The sequence below is a fragment of the Flavobacterium luteum genome, assembly GCF_008806775.1.
GTDB classification, from domain to species: domain Bacteria; phylum Bacteroidota; class Bacteroidia; order Flavobacteriales; family Flavobacteriaceae; genus Flavobacterium; species Flavobacterium luteum.
The window spans coordinates 121,707-140,159 of sequence record NZ_WAEM01000003.1; the positions used below are offsets into that span (position 1 = coordinate 121,707).

Genomic DNA, 18,453 nt, shown 5'->3' on the forward strand with positions numbered 1-18,453 from the left:
CATTTTAAATTATCTGTAAAGTATTGTAATTATTGAATTTATACTTACTTTTGTAATGAAATCAAATGTTTGTAAAATTGTAGTTTACGTTTATAGTAGTTCAAGTGGGACCACAAAAGACTCCTTCATAGGAGTCTTTTTTTTGCAAAATAATAAAACCGCTACATATTAATTGTCTTTTTAAAATCCGCTGCTGCCTTGTGTTTCGTTTTTATCTCTTTCTTTGCGCTGTAATGCTTTGTTCTTTCCAGCACCAAATCGATAATTAAATCCAATATAAACGGTTTGGCTTTCCCAATTAAACTGTCCGTTTTGTCTTTTAGGTTTAGTGCCTTCAAAAGCAAAATTCATTGTATTAAAAATATCGCTAAATCTAGCTGTAATGGTTCCACTTCCTTTTAGAACAGTATAACTAGACCCAAAATCTATTTTCCACATGGGTTTTCTTAAAAATTGTAGCCCTAAATCTTTGCCTCTGTACATTCCGAAAAGCTGAAAACGCAATTTTTTTGATACTTTAAAAGTGTTGTTGATTCTTGCATTAAATATCGTTACATCAACCTCTACAAACTCGTTTTCAACTATGCCTTTAGCTTTTTTAGAATAAGCATCAAAACTTATGTTGGAGCTAAACCATTTTGTAAAATCTAAATTTCCAGAAACTTCAACTCCATAAGCGTTATTGTCATTTAAATTGGAATAAGAGAGAATTAATTTTTCTGGATTATTTGGGTTTTCAAATAAAGTTCGAGTAATTTCATCATTTATTCTTCTGTAAAAGACTCCTGACGTTATAGACCCTATTTTAGTCTTTCTTGTATAGTTTATTTCAAACGAGTTGGTAAATTGAGGGAAAAGCTCTGGGTTTCCCTCTGAGTCAACCTGTGGAGTACTCCATTCTCTTATTGGGTTTACCTGACCTATGCTTGGCCGATCTACTCGTCTTGAAACACTAAAATTAAATGAATTCGTCTCGCTTGGTGAATAGCTAATATATCCTGAAGGATATAGTGTAAACAAGTCATCACTAAAATTTGCATTGTTTTCGCCTATTTTTTTAAAATCGGCATTAGCAAAATATTTTTCAAATCTAGTTCCAACTTGCGCACTCCATTTCCCCCATTGCTCAGAAAAAGTAGCGTAAGCAGAATAAATATTTCTTTCATATGTAAAGTCAGAATTGTAAAATCCGTCTTTAACAAAATTGTTTTGGGTGTTTTCTATTCGACTCTCCAATCCTAATTCTAATTTACTAGTTTCTGATAGTGGATTCACATAATCTAAATTTATAAGTGAATTGTTTCCTTTATTGTTAATATAATTTGTAGCGTTTGGTGAAACAAAAACGGCGTCTTCTATATTATCATTATTATTGTAATTGACCTCAAACTCTATAAAACTCCCTTCTTTTTTAAATTCTTTTTTATAATCTAAATTATAGGTTTGCGTATAATTATCATTTTTATTATTGAACAATTGCAAAATGTCAAGTTCTAATGGGTTTAAATAATCTACTGCTGTACTTGACTTTCCCTTTCCGTTAAAAAAATTTTGTATGGTGTAAAATGATAGTGTGTTTTTCTCATTCAAATAAAAATCGAATCCTACTTTTGCTAGATGAGAAGTGTTCGTATTTTCAAATCTAAAATCTTGATAGTTTTCCTCTCCAAATTCAGTCGATTTAACAAATCCAAAATTTGAATTTTTACCTGTATTCAAACCGTAATTTCCATACATATTCAATTTTCCAGTCTTATAATTCATATCAAATGAAGAATTTAACTTTGGCGTTTTTCCAAATGTAACTCCGTTATTAACACTGCCATTAAAGCCTATTTTACTGTTTTTATTCAATACAATGTTAATTATTCCGCTCATTCCTTCGGGATTGTACTTTGCTGAAGGATTTGTAATTAATTCAATTTGCTTTATGGAACTCGATGGTATTTGCTGTAATAACTGCGATGCTTCTATTGTAGTTGGCTTCCCATCAATTAATATTCGTACATTAGAATTACCTCTAAGACTAATGGAGTTTGTTTGAGGATCAACACTTACTGATGGAATATTATTCATTATTTCTACCGCTGTTGCTCCAGCACTTAATAAATCTTTTCCAATATTGATGATTTTTCTATCTATTTTCTGTTCAATAATAGAACGTTCGTTAATAACATCAACTCCTTTTAATTCCGTTGCTTCTTCATCTAAAATTATTTTTAAGGAAATAGTTTTCTTAGCATCGTTAAATTCTAAATTTGAAATATACTTTTTGTAGCCAATGAACTGTACTTCTAAAGTGTAATTATTTAAAGGAATGTTTTTTATTAAGAAATCACCTTGTTCATTTGTAACTCCTCCGTTAATAATTTTTTTGCCTTCTTTTATTTCGATTGATGCGTAGGATATTGGAGTATTTGTAACTTTATCAAGAACTTTTCCTGAAACATTCCCACTGTTTTGCGCATACCCTAGTTTTACAACACATAAAAATAAAAAGACAAGTACTTTGATATTCATAAACAGGTGATTTAAATAATTGAAAAGTTAATGGTATAAGACTAAAGTATAGCATATATGTTACACAATAATTCAACAAATTAAATTCTATTGATTAATAAAATTCAAATAAGCAGAAATCACTACTTATTATGTTGGAACTCATACAAAAAAACCCGCTTCTCACGAAACGGGTTTTAAAATAAATCGAGTAAATCAACTATGCTTCTACTTCAAAAGGAAGTATAGAAACATACGATTTATTATCTCTTTTCTTTTGGAAGAAAACAACTCCGTCTACTCTTGCGTGTAGAGTGTGATCTTTACTGATGTAAACGTTTTCACCTGGATTATGTTTTGAACCTCTTTGTCTTACGATGATGTTCCCTGCAATAGCAGCTTGTCCACCAAAAATCTTAACACCTAAACGTTTTGATTCTGATTCTCTACCATTCTTGGAACTACCGACACCTTTCTTGTGAGCCATGACGTATTAGTTTTATATTGTTATTATTCTACTGAATCTTCTTTTTTAGCTTTTGGAGCTTTTTTTACTTTTGGAGCTTCAACTTCTTCAGTTGCAACTTCAGCAGTTTCTTTTTTAATAGCTGCTTTCTTTGCCCCTGTTGTAGTAATACCTTCAATTACAATTTGAGTAAGATATTGGCGATGACCATTTCTCTTTTTGTATCCTTTTCTTCTTTTCTTTTTGAAAACGATAACTTTATCTCCTTTTAAGTGTTGTAACACTTTGGCTTCTACTGAAGCACCTTCTATAGCTGGGGCGCCTATTGTGATTGTACCGTTATCATCTAACAAATAAACTTTATCGAAAGAAACTTTAGTTCCTTCTTCATTTGTCAAACGGTGAACGTAAACCTTTAGGTCTTTGCTAACTTTGAATTGTTGCCCTGCTATCTCTACGATTGCATACATAACAAATTGTTTTATTAATTTTTAAGGTTGCAAATATACAACTTAAAATCATTTCCACAACTAGTTACTAAAAAATGTTTTAAAATCATTAAACCATTGTAAATCATAGACTTTCTAAAAAAGAAGACCTTTGTTATATTGTCAAATTGCAATTATTTGTTAATTTTTTTATTCTTTGTTGTCTTGAAAGAAAAAAAAGTATTTTTGGTGTGACAAAATCCTCCACAGGAGCACCAATCAGATAAGAAAAAAAGTATTAACCTATGAAAAACGCATTAATGACATTAAGTGCATCACTTATGCTTGGAGGTATAGCTACTGCTCAAAAAGTGACTTTTGAAGAATACACTTTAGACAACGGTTTACATGTTATTTTACATAACGATCCAACAGCTCCAACAATAATAACCTCTGTAATGTATCATGTAGGGACTAAAGATGAAGACCCTGAGAAGACTGGCTTTGCTCATTTTTTTGAACATCTATTGTTTGAAGGAACAGAAAATATTCAACGTGGAGAATGGTTTAAGATTGTTTCTGGAAATGGAGGGATAAACAATGCAAATACCTCTGATGACAGAACTTATTATTTTGAAATTTTTCCTTCTAATAATCTAGAACTTGGATTATGGATGGAAGCGGAACGGATGATGCACCCCATTATCAATCAAATTGGAGTAGACACCCAAAATGAAGTCATTAAGGAGGAGAAAAAAAATGTAATAGACAATGTACCTTATGGTAATTTTATCAGTCAGGTTAAAAAAAATCTTTTTTTTACACATCCTTATAGATGGGAAACTATTGGTTCTACTGAACATTTAGATGCTGCTAAATTACAGGATTTTCAAGCATTTCATAAAAAATTCTATATTCCAAACAATGCGGTTTTAGTTGTTGCAGGCAACTTTGAGACAAATCAAGCTAAAAAATGGATACGTCAATATTTTGATCCTATCAAAAAAGGAACCCCAATTGTGAAAAGTACATTTCTGGAAGTTCCAATAAATGAAACCGTTCACGCTACATACGAAGACACAAACATTCAAATTCCAGCAATTGTTGCTGCCTATAGAACGCCTTCTATGAAAACAAGAGATGCCAGGATATTAGAAATGATTTCTTCACTATTAAGTGGTGGGAAAAGTTCAAAATTGTATAAAAAAATAGTAGACGACAAAAAAATGGCTTTGCAAGTTGGCGCATTCGATTTAAGTCAAGAAGATTATGGGATGTATATTCTTTATGCGCTTCCATTAGGCGAAATTTCACCTGAAAGTATCTTAAAAGAAATTGATGACGAAATTATCACACTTCAAACAAATTTGATTTCTGAAAATGATTTACAAAAAATCCAAAACAAAATTGAAAATGAATTCGTCAATAAAAATGCTTCTCTTGAGGGCGTTGCTACAAGTTTAGCTACCTACTATTTATTGTTTGGCAATACACAATTAATAAATACTGATATTGAGACTTATAGAACTATTACCCGAGAAGAAATTAGAGATGTTGCAAAAAAATATCTGAATCCAAACCAACGATTATTATTAAACTACATTCCATCGAAAGACAAAGCTCAAAATTAAAATAATATACTCATGAAAAAATCAATATATATTTTAGTAAGCTTGTTCTTAACTATAACTATGCAAACACAAATTATACCTCAGCCCAAACCAGGACCATTACCAAGTATAAAAATTGGTAAACCACAAACATTTGAATTAAAAAATGGTTTAAAAGTTTTAGTTGTGGAAAACCATAAACTTCCTAGAGTTTCATTTAGTCTAAGTATTGACAACACCCCTTACACCGAAGGATCTAAAAAAGGGGTCTCTGAGTTAACGAGCGCATTGATAGGAAGCGGGACTACAAAAATATCTAAAGATGCTTTTAATGAAGAAGTAGATTTTTTAGGGGCGAATATTAATTTTGAAAATAGTGGTGCTTATGCAAGTGGTCTTTCTAAATATGCTAATAGAATTTTAGAATTAATGGCAGACGGTGCTTTGAATCCTGTTTTTACCCAAGAAGAATTTGATAAAAATAAGTCTAAACTTATTGAAGGTCTAAAAGCAGATGAAAAAAATGTTCAATCAGTAGCTAGAAGGGTTCAAAATGTTTTAACTTTTGGAGGAAATCATCATTTGGGCGAATATTTGAGTGAAGCCACCATTAACAATGTAACTTTAGAGGATGTAATTTCAAATTACAACACTTTTTTTGTTCCTGAAAATGCCTATTTAGTTATTATAGGTGATGTGAAATTTGATATTGTAAAAAAGCAAGTGGAAATCCTATTTGATCCTTGGTTAAAGGCTACAGCTCCAAATCTAACTATTTTTGACCCAAAGAATGTTCAATACTCTCAAATCAATTTTATTGATATGCCAAATGCTGTTCAATCTGAAATAGCCGTGATGAACGTTAGTAATTTAAAAATGACCGACAAAGATTATTTCGCCACGATACTCGCTAATGAGGTATTAGGAGGTAGCTTTAACAGCTATTTAAACATGAATTTAAGAGAAAAACATGCATGGGCCTATGGGGCTTGGTCTGGTATTGGTGGCAGTAAATATGTGTCTTCTTTTGGAGCCTATTCTCAAGTAAGAAATGCAGTTACTGATAGTGCTGTAGTCGAATTTTTGAAAGAAATAAAAAGAATTAGAACTGAAAAAGTTTCGGATGAAGATTTAAGAAATGTAAAAGCCAGTTATATTGGTAATTTTGTAATGCAAATCGAAAAGCCTCAAACTATAGCGGGCTATGCGTTAAGAACTAAAACACAGGGACTTCCTGAAGATTTTTACGAAAACTACATCAAAAATATTAATGCTGTAACTCCTGAAGATGTTTTAAGAGCGGCTAATAAATATTTCCTTGCAGATAACGCTCGAATTGTAATTGTAGGGAAAGGATCAGAAGTACTGCCTGGATTAGAAAAACTTAAAATTCCAATATTTTATTTTGATAAATACGGAGCTCCAGTAGAAAAGAAAGTCTTAAACAAGACGATTCCTGCAGGGGTTACAGCTAAATCAGTTATTGATAATTACATCAAAACAATAGGCGGATTAAAAGCATTAAGTGATGTAAAATCTATACTAACCATTTCGTATGGAACTATTCAAGGAGCTCAATTAGAGCTAACCTCAAAAACGACTTCAAGTAATAAAATGCTCAGAGAAATTAAAGCTATGGGAATGTCTATGATGAAGCAAGTGGTAAATGAAAAAGGAGCTTATTTAGTGCAACAAGGAGAAAGAAAAGATTTAACTGGCAACGAATTAACAGAGATGAAAGCTAGCGCCAATACTTTTGATGAATTACTATTGTCTAAAAAAGAAGGAGTTATACTTAGCGGTATTGAAGAAATAAATGGTGCTGAAGCCTATGTGATTAAAGACAAAGAATCTATTTATTACTATGATGTAACATCAGGTTTGAAAGTTGCTGAGTCTAAAATTTTAGAACAAGAAGGGCAAAAAATAACCCAAACCACAAACTATAGCGATTATAAAGAAGTAAAAGGAATTAAATTCCCATTTAAAACTATTTTAAATATTGGAATGGAAATTGAATTGACAACAACAACAATTAAAATTAACGAAGGGGTTTCAGACGCTGATTTTAAATAATTAAAAATTATTTTTTACTTGAAAGGCTCTCGTATTGGGAGCCTTTTTATTTTTTACTCGAAAGATAAATTCCAATTAAAATTACAAAAGCACCAAAAAACTGAATTGGAGTTAGCATCTCATTGTCTATTAAGCCCCAAAAAAAAGCAACAACTGGAATTAAATAAGTAACCGAAGAAGCAAACACTGGCGAAGACAATTTTATTAGTTTAAAGAAAAGAATATTGGCAATTCCGGTTCCTAAAACGCCTAATATCATTACAAATAATAAAGAATGTTGCACTTTTTCGAGTTGAACAATATCAAAAAAATTAGAAAAACTAAGTATCCCTAATGCAGGAAGTAATAAAACGGTAAAGTTTCCTGTTGAAATTGTTAACGGACTCAAATCAGACAGGTATTTATTAATCAAATTCACATTAATTGCATAACAAATAGAGGCTATTAAAATCAATATGGCATAGTAGTAATTTTGTTCTGGATGATTGGCAGCACCATTAAATACTAAAAGCACACTGCCTAGCAAGCCAATTCCAACTCCAATAATTTGACTTCTTTTAAAATTCAATCCAAACACTGTAATTCCTAAAATTAAAGCATTTAAAGGCGTTAGTGAATTAAGAATTGCGCTAATCGAACTATCAATCTCGGTTTGAGCAATAGAGAAAAGATAAGCAGGAATAAAAGTACCGAATAAGGATGTAATCGCTATAAATTTCCATTGTCCAAGTGGTATATTTGGCAAAGTTCTAAAACCAATAAGTAATAAAAAAATCGCAGCAAACACAATTCGCAATGAACCCAATTGAAAAGGATTGAGTCCTACTAATCCTCGCTTTATCAATATAAATGAGCTTCCCCAAATAAGAGCAAGAACAAGTAAGAAAAACCATTTTGTTTGTCTAGAATTCATTGTTAAATTTTTACATCAAATTTGTAATAATTTTATGAATTACCACTTCTTTTTTTAGTTATTTTTGTAAATAATTGAAAATATGAACTTGAATTTTTAAATCTAAAATGTGTTATTATGAATTTTACCAAATCAATATTCGCTTTATGCTTATCGATAGTGCTTTTTACAAGCTGTAAACAAACCAATAGTGAACCTAAAGAAGAAGCTACTGAAAAGAACGCTACTCCTGTTGCAAAATTAGAAACCGCTAGTTTCAATATTGAAGGCATGACCTGTGCGATAGGTTGTGCAAAAACCATTGAAAAAGAATTGTCAGAAACTGAAGGTGTTCAAAAAGCGACTGTAGATTTTGATAACAAGTTAGCTACCGTATCATTTGATGCCACAAAACAAACCGCTGAAACGTTAGTTAAAGTTGTTGAAGCTACTGCCGATGGGAAAACCTATAAAGTATCGAATGTAAAATCTTCAGGCAATAAAGCAATGCTTTTAGTACAAGAACCAGAAAAGAAAGAAGATCAAAAGAAATCGTGCTCTGCAGATAGTAAAAAAGCTATAAAAGGGAAAGGCTGTTGTGCTAAGAAAAAACATTGTGAAAAAGAAGAGAAAAAAGCAACTACAATGTAATTTCTTATAAATTTATTCTAAAGAGAACCAATTGGTTCTCTTTTTTATTTCCAGCGTAAGCTTTCCATGATTCGTTGCATGTCATTTTTAACATAACTTGCTGCTGGCATTATAGAATCGAAGTTTGGCTTTGCATAAAAATAAACCGAACAATCTAAAAAATGTTTAACACTATCTGTAACATAAAACTGTGCATTTGTAGCCGCATTACCGTTAACTTGATAAAACATACCGTAAACTTTGTTTGTAGGGTTTAAAAAAGGCTGTTCTGTAATTCCGTCCGCTTTTATTACGTGTTCATAGGTGAGTTTTTGAGCGTCTTTTAAAAGAAGATTAATATTTTTATTTATGGGTTTGTAGCTCAAATAAATAGTTGCTTTCATCTTTGGGTAATTTATCGTAAAATTACAATCGGGTTTTCCTTTTATTATGGCTTCTGAATTCATATCAAAAGTAAAAGGACATTCGTTTTCAAAATGCGCATATTCCGCAACTGGATAATCCAATCGCAACTGGCTTGCAGGCTTTGGCAGTACATCATTTTTACAACTAAAAACTAAAAATAACACTATTGAGAGAATAGAAAAAGTAATTATTTTTTTATGCATCTTTATTCTAAATTTATTTAATTTTCTTAAATTTTAAATAACCTATTCATTATCACTTCCCCTCCTTTGAAGGGGTTAAGGAAGGATTATTCAATGGTTACTTTTATTTGTTTGATGCGTTTTTTATCGACTGACTCAATAGTAAAACGAATTTTTTCAAAATTTATTTTCTGTCCTTTTCTAGGGAAGTTTCCTAGAATCTCAAGAATAAATCCAGCTAAAGTTTCTGCTTCCCCTTTTCTAATTTCAAAAAGCTCTTCATCTACGGCTATAATTCTGTAAAAGTCTTTAAGATTTATTTTTCCTTCAAAAATAAAATTTTTATCATCTATTTGAGAATAATTCAAGTTTTCAACATCAAATTCATCGCTAATATCTCCAACAATTTCTTCTATAATATCTTCTAAAGAAACCAATCCTGAAGTTCCACCGTATTCATCGACTACAATCGCCAAATGGCTTTTCATGTTCTGAAAATCTTTCAGCAAATTGTCGAGTTTCTTGTTTTCTGGAACAAAAAAAGGTTCTCTTAACAATGTTTTCCAATCGAATATTTTTTTGTTAATATGTGGAATTAAATCTTTTACAAACAAAACGCCTTCTATTTGGTCGATATTGTCTCTGTAAACAGGAATTCTAGAAAACCCTTTTTCTGTAATTTTTGGAATAATTTCTTCAAATGTTTCTTCAATTTCTATGGCAAAAATATCAATTCTAGGACTCATCACCTGCTTGGTATCGGTATTTCCAAACGATACAATTCCTTCTAATATTTTTTGTTCTTCATTAGTTGTATCTGATGAAGATGTTAGTTCTAGTGCTTGGGATAATTGATCGACTGAGAAACTTGATTTTTGTTTACCGGCTAATTTTTCATGAAGATAAATAGTAAGTGATCGCATCGGAATGCTTATTGGCGAAAGCAATTTATCTAATATTGACAATGGATAAGCAAAGAATGTAGCGAATTTAATATTATTTCTACTGGCATATACTTTGGGCAAAACTTCTCCAAACAATAAGATTAAAAAAGTAACAACAATGACTTCAACAGTAAATTTCAGCACGGGTGAAGCAATTGATTCAAATATGTTTTTACCAATAAATGAAAATAATATGACAACGCCTATATTGATAAAATTGTTTGCAACCAGTAATGTGGCTAATAATTTTTTGGGTTTCTCTAAAAGTGTTGTGATTATAATAGCTTCTGACGGATGTTCTCTAGTACATTCGTCGATATCCTTTGGAGTCAAGGAAAAATAGGCGACTTCGGCGGCAGAAACTAATGCTGAACAAAAAAGCAATATAAATATTGCAATAAAACCAAAGAGTAAGTTGGTATCTATGGTTGATAAAAATGAAATACTGGGCTCTGGGTCCAAATTAAAAATGATTAATTAAACAATTAAAACGGCAAATCGTTTTCTGGCAAAGGATTTGTTGGCGCTTCAAAATTAGGGCTTTTAGGTTCAGAAGTCGGTATTGACCTTTGATTTTCAGTATCTTTTTTTGTGGTTAGAAACGTAAATTCGGTTACTTGAATTTCTGTTGTATATTTTGTAGTACCATCTTCTGCTTGCCATTGACGGGATTTTATTCGGCCTTCAACAAAAATCTTATCGCCTTTTGATAAATATTTCTCGCAAATTTCGGCCGCTTTATTTCGAACCACTAGATTATGCCATTCAGTAGAGGTAATTTTCTCGTTGGTTGTCTTGTTGATATACGTTTCATTTGTGGCCAAGGGAAAACGACCAATACAATTTCCTCCATCAAAATAATGCATTTTTATTTCGTCGCCTAAATAGCCTATCAACATTACTTTATTTAATGTACCGCTCATTTTATTTAAATACTTTATTATTCAAATGTACTAATTTTTGAAACTATTTTTACTTTTTTCTACAAAATTATATATCACAATAGGAAAAGGAAATTGCAAAAGTGCTTCATAATCTATTCCAATATCAATATTTCCTTTTACAGTAACTTTCCAAAACTTTATATGTAAATGTTGGTGCGACAATTTATGAATTTGAGGTATAACATTTAATTCTGACATAGAAATAATATCATTTTCTATAAATAATTGCTCTTGAATTTGTTTAGAAATAAATTCGAAATCCTCTACTCTTTCAGTTTCAATTAATGGAAATTCATACAAATTATGCCAAATGCCTTTTTCAGAACGTTTTTGAATAATTGTATTCTCCTGCTCATCTAAGAAAACAAAATAATTAAAATACCGATTTCTTACTTTCAATTTCTTTGATTTTACTGGTAACAAATTGACTTTCTTTTTTTGTAAAGCCAAGCAACCTGAATTTAAAACACAACTTAAGCAGTTTGGGCTTTTAGGAACACATTGCAAAGCACCAAATTCCATTATGGCTTGATTGAATAATCCTGGATTATTTTTGTCCATTAATTCAAAAGCCAATTCAGAAAACTCTTTTTTTGTAGATGCGATTGCAATATCGGTTTCAATGTCAAAATAACGAGACAAAACCCGAAACACATTTCCGTCAACAACTGGGACCGCTTCATTATAGGAAAAAGAAGCGATAGCCGCAGCGGTATATTCGCCAATTCCTTTTAGTTTTAATAATTCGACATACGATTTTGGAAAAACACCATTCATTTCAAAAGCTACTTTTTGAGCCGTTTTGTGCAGATTTCGAGCGCGAGAATAATACCCTAAACCTTGCCATAATTTTAAAACCTGCTCTTCAGACGCATTTGCCAAATCGAAAACAGTAGGAAAAGTTGTGGTGAAAGCAAAAAAATAGGGCATTCCTTGCGCTACTCGAGTCTGTTGTAACATGATTTCTGACAGCCAAATGAAGTACGGATTTTGAGTATTTCGCCAAGGCAAATCACGCTTGTTTTGTAAATACCATTTGGCTAAGGAGTTAGTAAAATTCATCAGTTATTTATTGGTTAACAAAAGTATATGTTTATGTAATTAAATTTTAATGAATTAGGTTGATTAATTGTTTTTTAAATTCATATATTTGCAACCTCAAAAAAAATATCACTCAATATAAAATACGAAAGAAAATGACGAAAGCAGATATCGTAGCAAAAATTTCAGAAAAATTAGGTCTTGAAAAAGGAGATGTTCAAGCAACAGTTGAAACATTTATGGAAGAAGTAAAAAACTCTCTTGAAACTGGAGATAATGTTTACTTAAGAGGTTTTGGTAGTTTTATCATCAAAACAAGAGCAGAAAAAACAGGTAGAAATATTTCTAAAAATACAACTATCAAAATTCCAGCACACAACATCCCAGCATTTAAACCTGCAAAAGTGTTTGTAGAAGGTGTAAAAACGAATAACGAAGCAAAATAAAAATATTTATTAATCACAAAATCACCAACTATGCCAAGTGGTAAAAAAAGAAAAAGACATAAGGTAGCGACGCACAAACGTAAAAAAAGAGCAAGAGCTAACCGTCACAAAAAGAAAAAGTAGTCTAAAAACTACTTTTTTTCTTTTTAAACGTTCATTGAAATTGAGATTGCAGATATAAAAATCTAAAATTAATTCCGATAATTATCGGAACAAAAATCTAAAATCTCCCCGGGTACAATACCTGTAAAATTATTGTTTAATCCATCCTTACTGAAAAGTTGAAGATTGGTGGTTGAAAGTTGATAGGTTTTATCCGACAACCAACAACCAGCGGTCAACAACCCATTTGTTTGGATAAAAATGTACAGCATGAATAAAGAATTAATCATCCGATCTAGTTCTGAAGCCGTAGATTTTGCCTTATTAAAAGATGGAAAACTAATTGAATTACACAAAGAACAAGAAACAAGCAAGTTCCAAGTTGGCGATATTTTTATCGCTAAAATCAGGAAACCTGTTGCTGGCTTAAATGCTGCTTTTGTAAATGTAGGCTTCGAAAAAGACGCTTTTTTACATTATCACGATTTGGGTCCTAATCTTGCTTCTCAACTGAAATTCATAAAACTTGTAAGCGCAGGTAAATTAAAAGATTTCTCCCTAAAAACCTTTCAGTTTGAAAAAGAGATTGATAAAGATGGCACAGTAGCAAATGTTTTAAATGCCAATCAATCTATTTTAGTACAAGTTGTAAAAGAACCAATATCGACCAAAGGACCAAGAATTAGCTCTGAGCTATCTCTTGCAGGAAGATTTATTGTTCTTGTTCCATTCTCTGACCGAGTTTCTATTTCTCAAAAAATAGAAGAAAAAGGAGAAAAAGACCGACTTAAAAAATTAGTACAATCAATCAAACCAAAAGGATTTGGTGTTATTGTTCGCACAGTAGCCGAAGGCAAAAGCACAGTAGAATTAGAAAAAGATTTGCAGAACCTGTTAGACAGATGGACTGCAATGTGTAAAAAATTACCAACTGCTCATCATCCGTCAAAAGTTTTAGGAGAACTCAATAGAGCTTCTTCGATACTAAGAGACGTTTTTAACGATACCTTTAGTGGTATTTATATAGATGACGAAGAGTTGTACAACGAAACCAAGGACTATGTTCAAGAAATAGCGCCTTCAAAACAATCAATTGTTAAGTTTTATCAATCTAATGACACTCCTATTTTTGAGAAGTTCAACATAGAGAGACAAATCAAGACTTCTTTTGGAAAAACGGTTTCCATGAGTAAAGGGGCTTATCTTATTATAGAACATACTGAAGCGCTGCACGTTATAGATGTAAACAGCGGCAACCGTTCTAATAAAGCCACCAATCAGGAAGACACTGCCATGGAAGTAAATATGATTGCCGCAGCAGAAATCGCCAGACAATTGCGTTTGCGAGATATGGGCGGAATTATAGTTATTGATTTTATCGATATGTCGAATCCTGAAAACAGAAAAGTATTATTCGACTTCCTTAGAGAAGAAATGAATGATGATAAAGCCAAGCATAAAATCTTACCTCCGAGTAAATTTGGATTAGTTCAAATAACAAGACAAAGAGTAAGACCAGAAGTAAACATTAAAACTAGAGAAGAAGATCCAAACAATATTGAAGGCGAAATTGAAGCGCCAATTTTAATTATTGATAAAATTACTTCCGATTTAGAACGAATTTTAAAAACCCACAACAAAGTTGTCCTTAATGTACATCCGTTTGTGGCTGCATACCTCAGTAAAGGTTTTCCATCATTACGTTCAAAATGGTTTTTTGAACATAAAAAATGGGTGAAAATCATACCACGTGACGCTTACACGTATTTAGAGTATCATTTCTACGATAAAAAAGGAAATGTTATTACAGAATAAAATAAAACCGCCTTTCGTGAGATTGGCGGTTTTTTTATGGCTTAAGTTTATGAGATTTACTCTGGATCATCCATTTTAAAAGTATCCATAAATGCTGTGGTATAGTCGCCTTCAACATATTTTGGGTCGTCCATTAATTGTCTATGAAAAGGAATGGTAGTTTTAATGCCTTCAATAACAAATTCATCTAAGGCTCTTTTCATTTTATTTATAGCTTCTTGACGCGTTTGTGCTGTGGTAATGAGCTTTGCAATCATAGAATCATAGTTTGGTGGAATAGAATATCCTGAATAAACGTGAGTATCTAGTCGAACGCCGTGACCCCCTGGAGTGTGTAATGTGGTAATTTTTCCCGGTGAAGGGCGGAAATCATTATAAGGATCTTCGGCATTAATTCGGCATTCTATAGCATGTAATTGAGGTAAATAATTTTTACCCGAAATTGGCACTCCCGCAGCCACAAGTATTTGCTCTCTTATTAAATCATAGTCTATTACTTGCTCCGTTATAGGGTGTTCGACCTGAATACGTGTATTCATTTCCATGAAGTAAAAGTTTCTATGTTTGTCTACTAAAAACTCTACAGTTCCTGCACCTTCATATTTTATATATTCAGCTGCTTTTACGGCTGCTAATCCCATTCTATCTCTTAATTCATCCGTCATGAAAGGAGAAGGTGTTTCTTCTGTCAATTTTTGATGACGACGTTGAACCGAACAATCTCTTTCAGATAAATGACAGGCTTTTCCATAAGCATCACCAACAACCTGAATTTCTATATGTCTAGGCTCTTCTATTAATTTCTCTAAATACATTCCGTCATTTCCAAAAGCGGCTGCCGATTCTTGGCGAGCACTTTCCCATGCTTTTAGCAAATCTTCTTTTTTCCAAACGGCACGCATTCCTTTTCCTCCACCTCCAGCGGTTGCTTTTAACATTACTGGATAACCGAACTCGTCTGCAATGCTTTCTGCTTGTTCATATGATTCTAAAATTCCCTCCGATCCAGGAACACAAGGTACACCCGCAGCTTTCATTGTAGCTTTAGCAGATGCTTTATCTCCCATTCGGTCAATCATTTCTGGAGAAGCTCCAATAAACTTTATACCGTGTTCTTGACAAATTTTAGAAAATTTAGCATTTTCTGAAAGAAAACCATACCCCGGATGGATGGCATCTGCATTTGTAATTTCTGCAGCAGCAATAATATTAGACATCTTTAAGTAGGACAAATTACTTGGTGGTGGGCCAATACAAACCGCTTCATCAGCAAATTTAACATGCAAACTTTCGGCATCGGCAGTAGAGTAAACGGCAACAGTTTTAATTCCCATTTCTCTACAAGTACGAATAATACGAAGTGCAATTTCTCCTCTATTGGCAATCAATATTTTTTTAAACATCTTTTTATTAGATTATTAGATTAATTAGATTACTATATAGATTTTTGGATGTCAAAGAAATCCTAAATCTAAATTCCTAAATCTTAAATTAAGACGGATCTACTAAAAATAACGGTTGATCAAATTCAACTGGAGACATATCATCTACAAGAATTTTAACGATTTTACCTGAAACTTCAGATTCTATTTCGTTAAAAAGTTTCATAGCTTCTATTACACAAAGCACATCGCCTTTTGCAATTGTATTACCTACTTCTGTAAACATTGGTTTGTCTGGCGAAGGTTTTCTATAAAATGTTCCAATGATAGGCGATTTTATAGTAATATATTTTGAATTGTCATCTGCAGCAACTGGAACTGCCGCCACGGGAGCAACTGGAGCTATTTGTTGAGGAACTGCTTGTTGCAAAACATTTTGAGCTGGCATTTGTTGTACATAAGTAACATCTGATGAATTACCTTCTAACGTTGTTCTAATGGTAATTTTTACATCTCCTGTTTCTAATTTAACTTCAGCAACTCCTGAATTTGCTACAAACTTGATTAGATTTTGAATTTCTTTTATGTCCATAATAATTTAGTTTTTATTTTATTATTTGTTATATGCCCATTTTAAATATATAGAACCCCAAGTAAACCCTCCTCCAAAAGCAGCAAAAATAAGATTGTCGCCCTTTTTGAATTTATCTTCGAAATCGCTCAATAATAATGGCAAAGTGGCTGAAGTGGTATTTCCGTATCTTTGAATATTAATCAAAACTTTTTCTTCTTCGAGTTCCATTCTTCCTGACGTTGCATCAATAATTCGTTTATTGGCTTGGTGTGCAATTAACCAATTTACATCGTCTTTGGTGAGATTATTTCGTTTCATTATTTGTTCGCTAACATCAGCCATTCCCATAACTGCGTATTTAAAAACGGTTTTCCCGTCTTGATAGATAAAATGCTGTCTGTTCTCAACTGTCTCTTTAGACGGAGGAAGTATTGAACCTCCTGCGTCAATCTTTAAATACTCACGACCTATTCCATCACTTTTCAAAATCTCGTCTTGTAATCCTAATCCTTCGTGATTAGGCTCAAACAATGCTGCTCCAGCTCCGTCACCAAAAATAATACACGTTGCTCTATCAGTATAATCTAAAATTGATGACATTTTATCTGCTCCAATTAATAATACTTTTTTATATTTTCCTGATTGCACGTATGCAGAAGCTGCAGACATTCCGTATAGAAATCCCGAACAAGCTGCTTGAATATCGTATCCAAAAGCATTTAAAGCCCCTATTTGAGTGGCAACAAAAACAGCAGTAGCAGCAACAGGTAAATCAGGTGTGGTAGTTGCAACAAGGACTAAATCTATATCTAAAGGATTCACGTTACCTCTTTGTAATAAATCTTTTGCAGCTTTAATACACAGATAGGAAGTGCCTAATCCGTCACCTTTTAATACTCGTCTTTCTTTAATTCCAGTACGAGAAGTGATCCATTCATCATTGGTTTCTACCATCTTTTCTAGTTCAGAATTGGTAAGAACGAAATCAGGGACATAACCTCCAACAGCGGTTATAGCGGCAGTAATTGTACTCATAAGTATAAAATTTTCTAACGAAAAGTAACACATTCATTAGAGGTGGAAATTACAAAAAAAATTTAAATCAATTCGTATTATCAACGCTTATTTAGCTAAAATTAGAAACAACAAAAAAACTCCCACAATGGTGAGAGTTTCCGTATATTCTATAGAAAAATATTAAGCAAGTGCAACAGTTGATTTATCAACTACTACTTGACCTCTGTAGTACATTTTACCTTCGTGCCAATATGCCCTGTGGTATAAATGCGCTTCTCCAGTTATTGGACAAGTTGCTATTTGCGCTACCGTAGCTTTGTAATGAGTTCTTCTCTTATCTCTTCTTGTTTTCGAGATTTTTCTTTTAGGATGTGCCATTTTACTATATTATTTATCCGTTAATAGTTTTTTTAATTTGTCCCAACGTGGGTCGGTATTCTCTTCTTGTAATATTTCTTCTTTTTTATTTTTCCCTGATAATTCGTTAAACTTATCAAGAACTGGAGTTTTTAAACTACCATCTTTTATCCCGGGATGAACTCGTTTTAGAGGGACAGAAAGCACAATCATTTCATAAACATATTGTGAAATATCTATTTGGTGTTCTCCGTGTGGCACTATTAACAACTCTTCGTTATCGTTGTTAAATTCTTCTCCAAAATTAACAATCAAGTTGATTTTCCCTTTAATGGGCAAATCAAACATCTCATTTGTTAAATCGCAAGACACATGAATAGTTCCTTTATGCTTAAAAGTTAGCTCCATTAAGGTGCTTTTCTTTTCTAAAACTACATTTACTTTGATATTAGAACTTTCAAATTCATTATAATCAAAGTTTGCAAAGAACGTATTATCTACTTGATATTCAAACTGATGTTTTCCAAATTTTAAACCTATAAAAGGAATCAAATATTCATTTAACTGCTTCATCTCAACAACAATTTTCCGAATGATTCGGGAGCGCAAAGATATAAAATTA

The 18,453-nt window shown here is 32.2% G+C and carries 19 protein-coding genes; 5 read left to right on the forward strand and 14 right to left on the reverse strand.

Going from position 1 to position 18,453, the window contains the following annotated elements; genetic code table 11:
• Window positions 1–180 precede the first annotated feature (180 nt).
• The 3 genes from F6464_RS07765 to rplU form a co-directional block, all read right to left on the reverse strand.
• Window positions 181–2,520, reverse strand: coding sequence for an outer membrane beta-barrel family protein (locus tag F6464_RS07765; protein WP_151107244.1), 2,340 nt, complete (start codon window positions 2,518–2,520; stop codon window positions 181–183).
• Between the two features lie 199 nt (window positions 2,521–2,719).
• Complete coding sequence (rpmA, locus tag F6464_RS07770; protein ID WP_035669638.1) at window positions 2,720–2,986, reverse strand: 50S ribosomal protein L27; 267 nt, start codon at window positions 2,984–2,986, stop codon at window positions 2,720–2,722.
• A 23-nt stretch (window positions 2,987–3,009) separates the two neighbouring features.
• Entirely contained in the window at window positions 3,010–3,435 is a 426-nt protein-coding gene (rplU, locus tag F6464_RS07775) for a 50S ribosomal protein L21 (RefSeq protein ID WP_151107245.1), read from the reverse strand.
• Between the two features lie 263 nt (window positions 3,436–3,698).
• Here rplU and F6464_RS07780 point away from each other — a divergent pair, with 263 nt between their 5' ends.
• Together F6464_RS07780 and F6464_RS07785 are read left to right on the forward strand one after the other, a co-directional pair.
• Window positions 3,699–5,024 (forward strand): M16 family metallopeptidase, encoded by a 1,326-nt coding sequence (locus F6464_RS07780; protein ID WP_151107246.1) that lies wholly within the window; start codon window positions 3,699–3,701, stop codon window positions 5,022–5,024.
• A 12-nt stretch (window positions 5,025–5,036) separates the two neighbouring features.
• Window positions 5,037–7,079 (forward strand): M16 family metallopeptidase, encoded by a 2,043-nt coding sequence (locus tag F6464_RS07785; protein ID WP_225318046.1) that lies wholly within the window; start codon window positions 5,037–5,039, stop codon window positions 7,077–7,079.
• Window positions 7,080–7,125: 46 nt separating this feature from the next.
• Here the strand turns inward: F6464_RS07785 and F6464_RS07790 are convergent, their stop codons facing one another.
• Window positions 7,126–7,992: a DMT family transporter gene (locus F6464_RS07790; protein ID WP_151107247.1), complete on the reverse strand. Its 867-nt coding sequence runs from the start codon at window positions 7,990–7,992 to the stop codon at window positions 7,126–7,128.
• Between the two features lie 117 nt (window positions 7,993–8,109).
• On the opposite strand from F6464_RS07790, the gene F6464_RS07795 reads away from it, so the two are divergent.
• Window positions 8,110–8,622, forward strand: a complete 513-nt coding sequence (locus F6464_RS07795; protein WP_151107248.1) for a heavy-metal-associated domain-containing protein — start codon at window positions 8,110–8,112, stop codon at window positions 8,620–8,622.
• 44 nt (window positions 8,623–8,666) lie between these two features.
• Here the strand turns inward: F6464_RS07795 and gldD are convergent, their stop codons facing one another.
• The 4 genes from gldD to mutY form a co-directional block, all read right to left on the reverse strand.
• The gene (gene gldD / locus F6464_RS07800) at window positions 8,667–9,230 is read right to left on the reverse strand and encodes a gliding motility lipoprotein GldD (RefSeq protein WP_151107249.1); all 564 of its coding nucleotides are present in this window, start codon (window positions 9,228–9,230) and stop codon (window positions 8,667–8,669) included.
• 86 nt (window positions 9,231–9,316) lie between these two features.
• On the reverse strand, window positions 9,317–10,615 hold the full coding sequence (locus F6464_RS07805; RefSeq protein ID WP_151107250.1) for a gliding motility-associated protein GldE: 1,299 nt from the start codon (window positions 10,613–10,615) through the stop codon (window positions 9,317–9,319).
• 23 nt (window positions 10,616–10,638) lie between these two features.
• Entirely contained in the window at window positions 10,639–11,076 is a 438-nt protein-coding gene (locus tag F6464_RS07810; protein WP_151107251.1) for a single-stranded DNA-binding protein, read from the reverse strand.
• Window positions 11,077–11,106: 30 nt separating this feature from the next.
• Window positions 11,107–12,159 carry an A/G-specific adenine glycosylase gene (mutY, locus tag F6464_RS07815; protein ID WP_151107252.1) on the reverse strand — a complete coding sequence of 351 codons (1,053 nt, stop codon included), beginning with the start codon at window positions 12,157–12,159 and terminating at the stop codon, window positions 11,107–11,109.
• Window positions 12,160–12,281: 122 nt separating this feature from the next.
• On the opposite strand from mutY, the gene F6464_RS07820 reads away from it, so the two are divergent.
• Window positions 12,282–12,584 (forward strand): HU family DNA-binding protein, encoded by a 303-nt coding sequence (locus tag F6464_RS07820; RefSeq protein ID WP_394349404.1) that lies wholly within the window; start codon window positions 12,282–12,284, stop codon window positions 12,582–12,584.
• 191 nt (window positions 12,585–12,775) lie between these two features.
• Here the strand turns inward: F6464_RS07820 and F6464_RS07825 are convergent, their stop codons facing one another.
• Complete coding sequence (locus F6464_RS07825; RefSeq protein WP_151107253.1) at window positions 12,776–12,958, reverse strand: hypothetical protein; 183 nt, start codon at window positions 12,956–12,958, stop codon at window positions 12,776–12,778.
• Between F6464_RS07825 and F6464_RS07830 the strand changes: the two genes are divergently transcribed.
• Window positions 12,957–14,501, forward strand: coding sequence for an Rne/Rng family ribonuclease (locus F6464_RS07830; protein WP_151107254.1), 1,545 nt, complete (start codon window positions 12,957–12,959; stop codon window positions 14,499–14,501). The genes F6464_RS07825 and F6464_RS07830 overlap by 2 nt on opposite strands.
• 56 nt (window positions 14,502–14,557) lie before the next feature.
• On the opposite strand, the gene accC is transcribed toward F6464_RS07830, so the two are convergent.
• The 5 genes from accC to F6464_RS07855 all read right to left on the reverse strand — a co-directional run bounded on the left by accC (window position 14,558) and on the right by F6464_RS07855 (window position 18,404).
• Window positions 14,558–15,904 (reverse strand): acetyl-CoA carboxylase biotin carboxylase subunit, encoded by a 1,347-nt coding sequence (accC, locus tag F6464_RS07835; RefSeq protein WP_151107255.1) that lies wholly within the window; start codon window positions 15,902–15,904, stop codon window positions 14,558–14,560.
• An 88-nt stretch (window positions 15,905–15,992) separates the two neighbouring features.
• Window positions 15,993–16,475 carry an acetyl-CoA carboxylase biotin carboxyl carrier protein gene (gene accB / locus F6464_RS07840; protein ID WP_151107256.1) on the reverse strand — a complete coding sequence of 161 codons (483 nt, stop codon included), beginning with the start codon at window positions 16,473–16,475 and terminating at the stop codon, window positions 15,993–15,995.
• A gap of 21 nt (window positions 16,476–16,496) precedes the next feature.
• Entirely contained in the window at window positions 16,497–17,492 is a 996-nt protein-coding gene (locus F6464_RS07845; RefSeq protein ID WP_151107257.1) for a beta-ketoacyl-ACP synthase III, read from the reverse strand.
• 162 nt (window positions 17,493–17,654) lie between these two features.
• The gene (gene rpmF / locus F6464_RS07850; protein ID WP_151107258.1) at window positions 17,655–17,852 is read right to left on the reverse strand and encodes a 50S ribosomal protein L32; all 198 of its coding nucleotides are present in this window, start codon (window positions 17,850–17,852) and stop codon (window positions 17,655–17,657) included.
• A gap of 9 nt (window positions 17,853–17,861) precedes the next feature.
• Window positions 17,862–18,404: a YceD family protein gene (locus F6464_RS07855; protein WP_151107259.1), complete on the reverse strand. Its 543-nt coding sequence runs from the start codon at window positions 18,402–18,404 to the stop codon at window positions 17,862–17,864.
• Window positions 18,405–18,453: the final 49 nt, after the last annotated feature.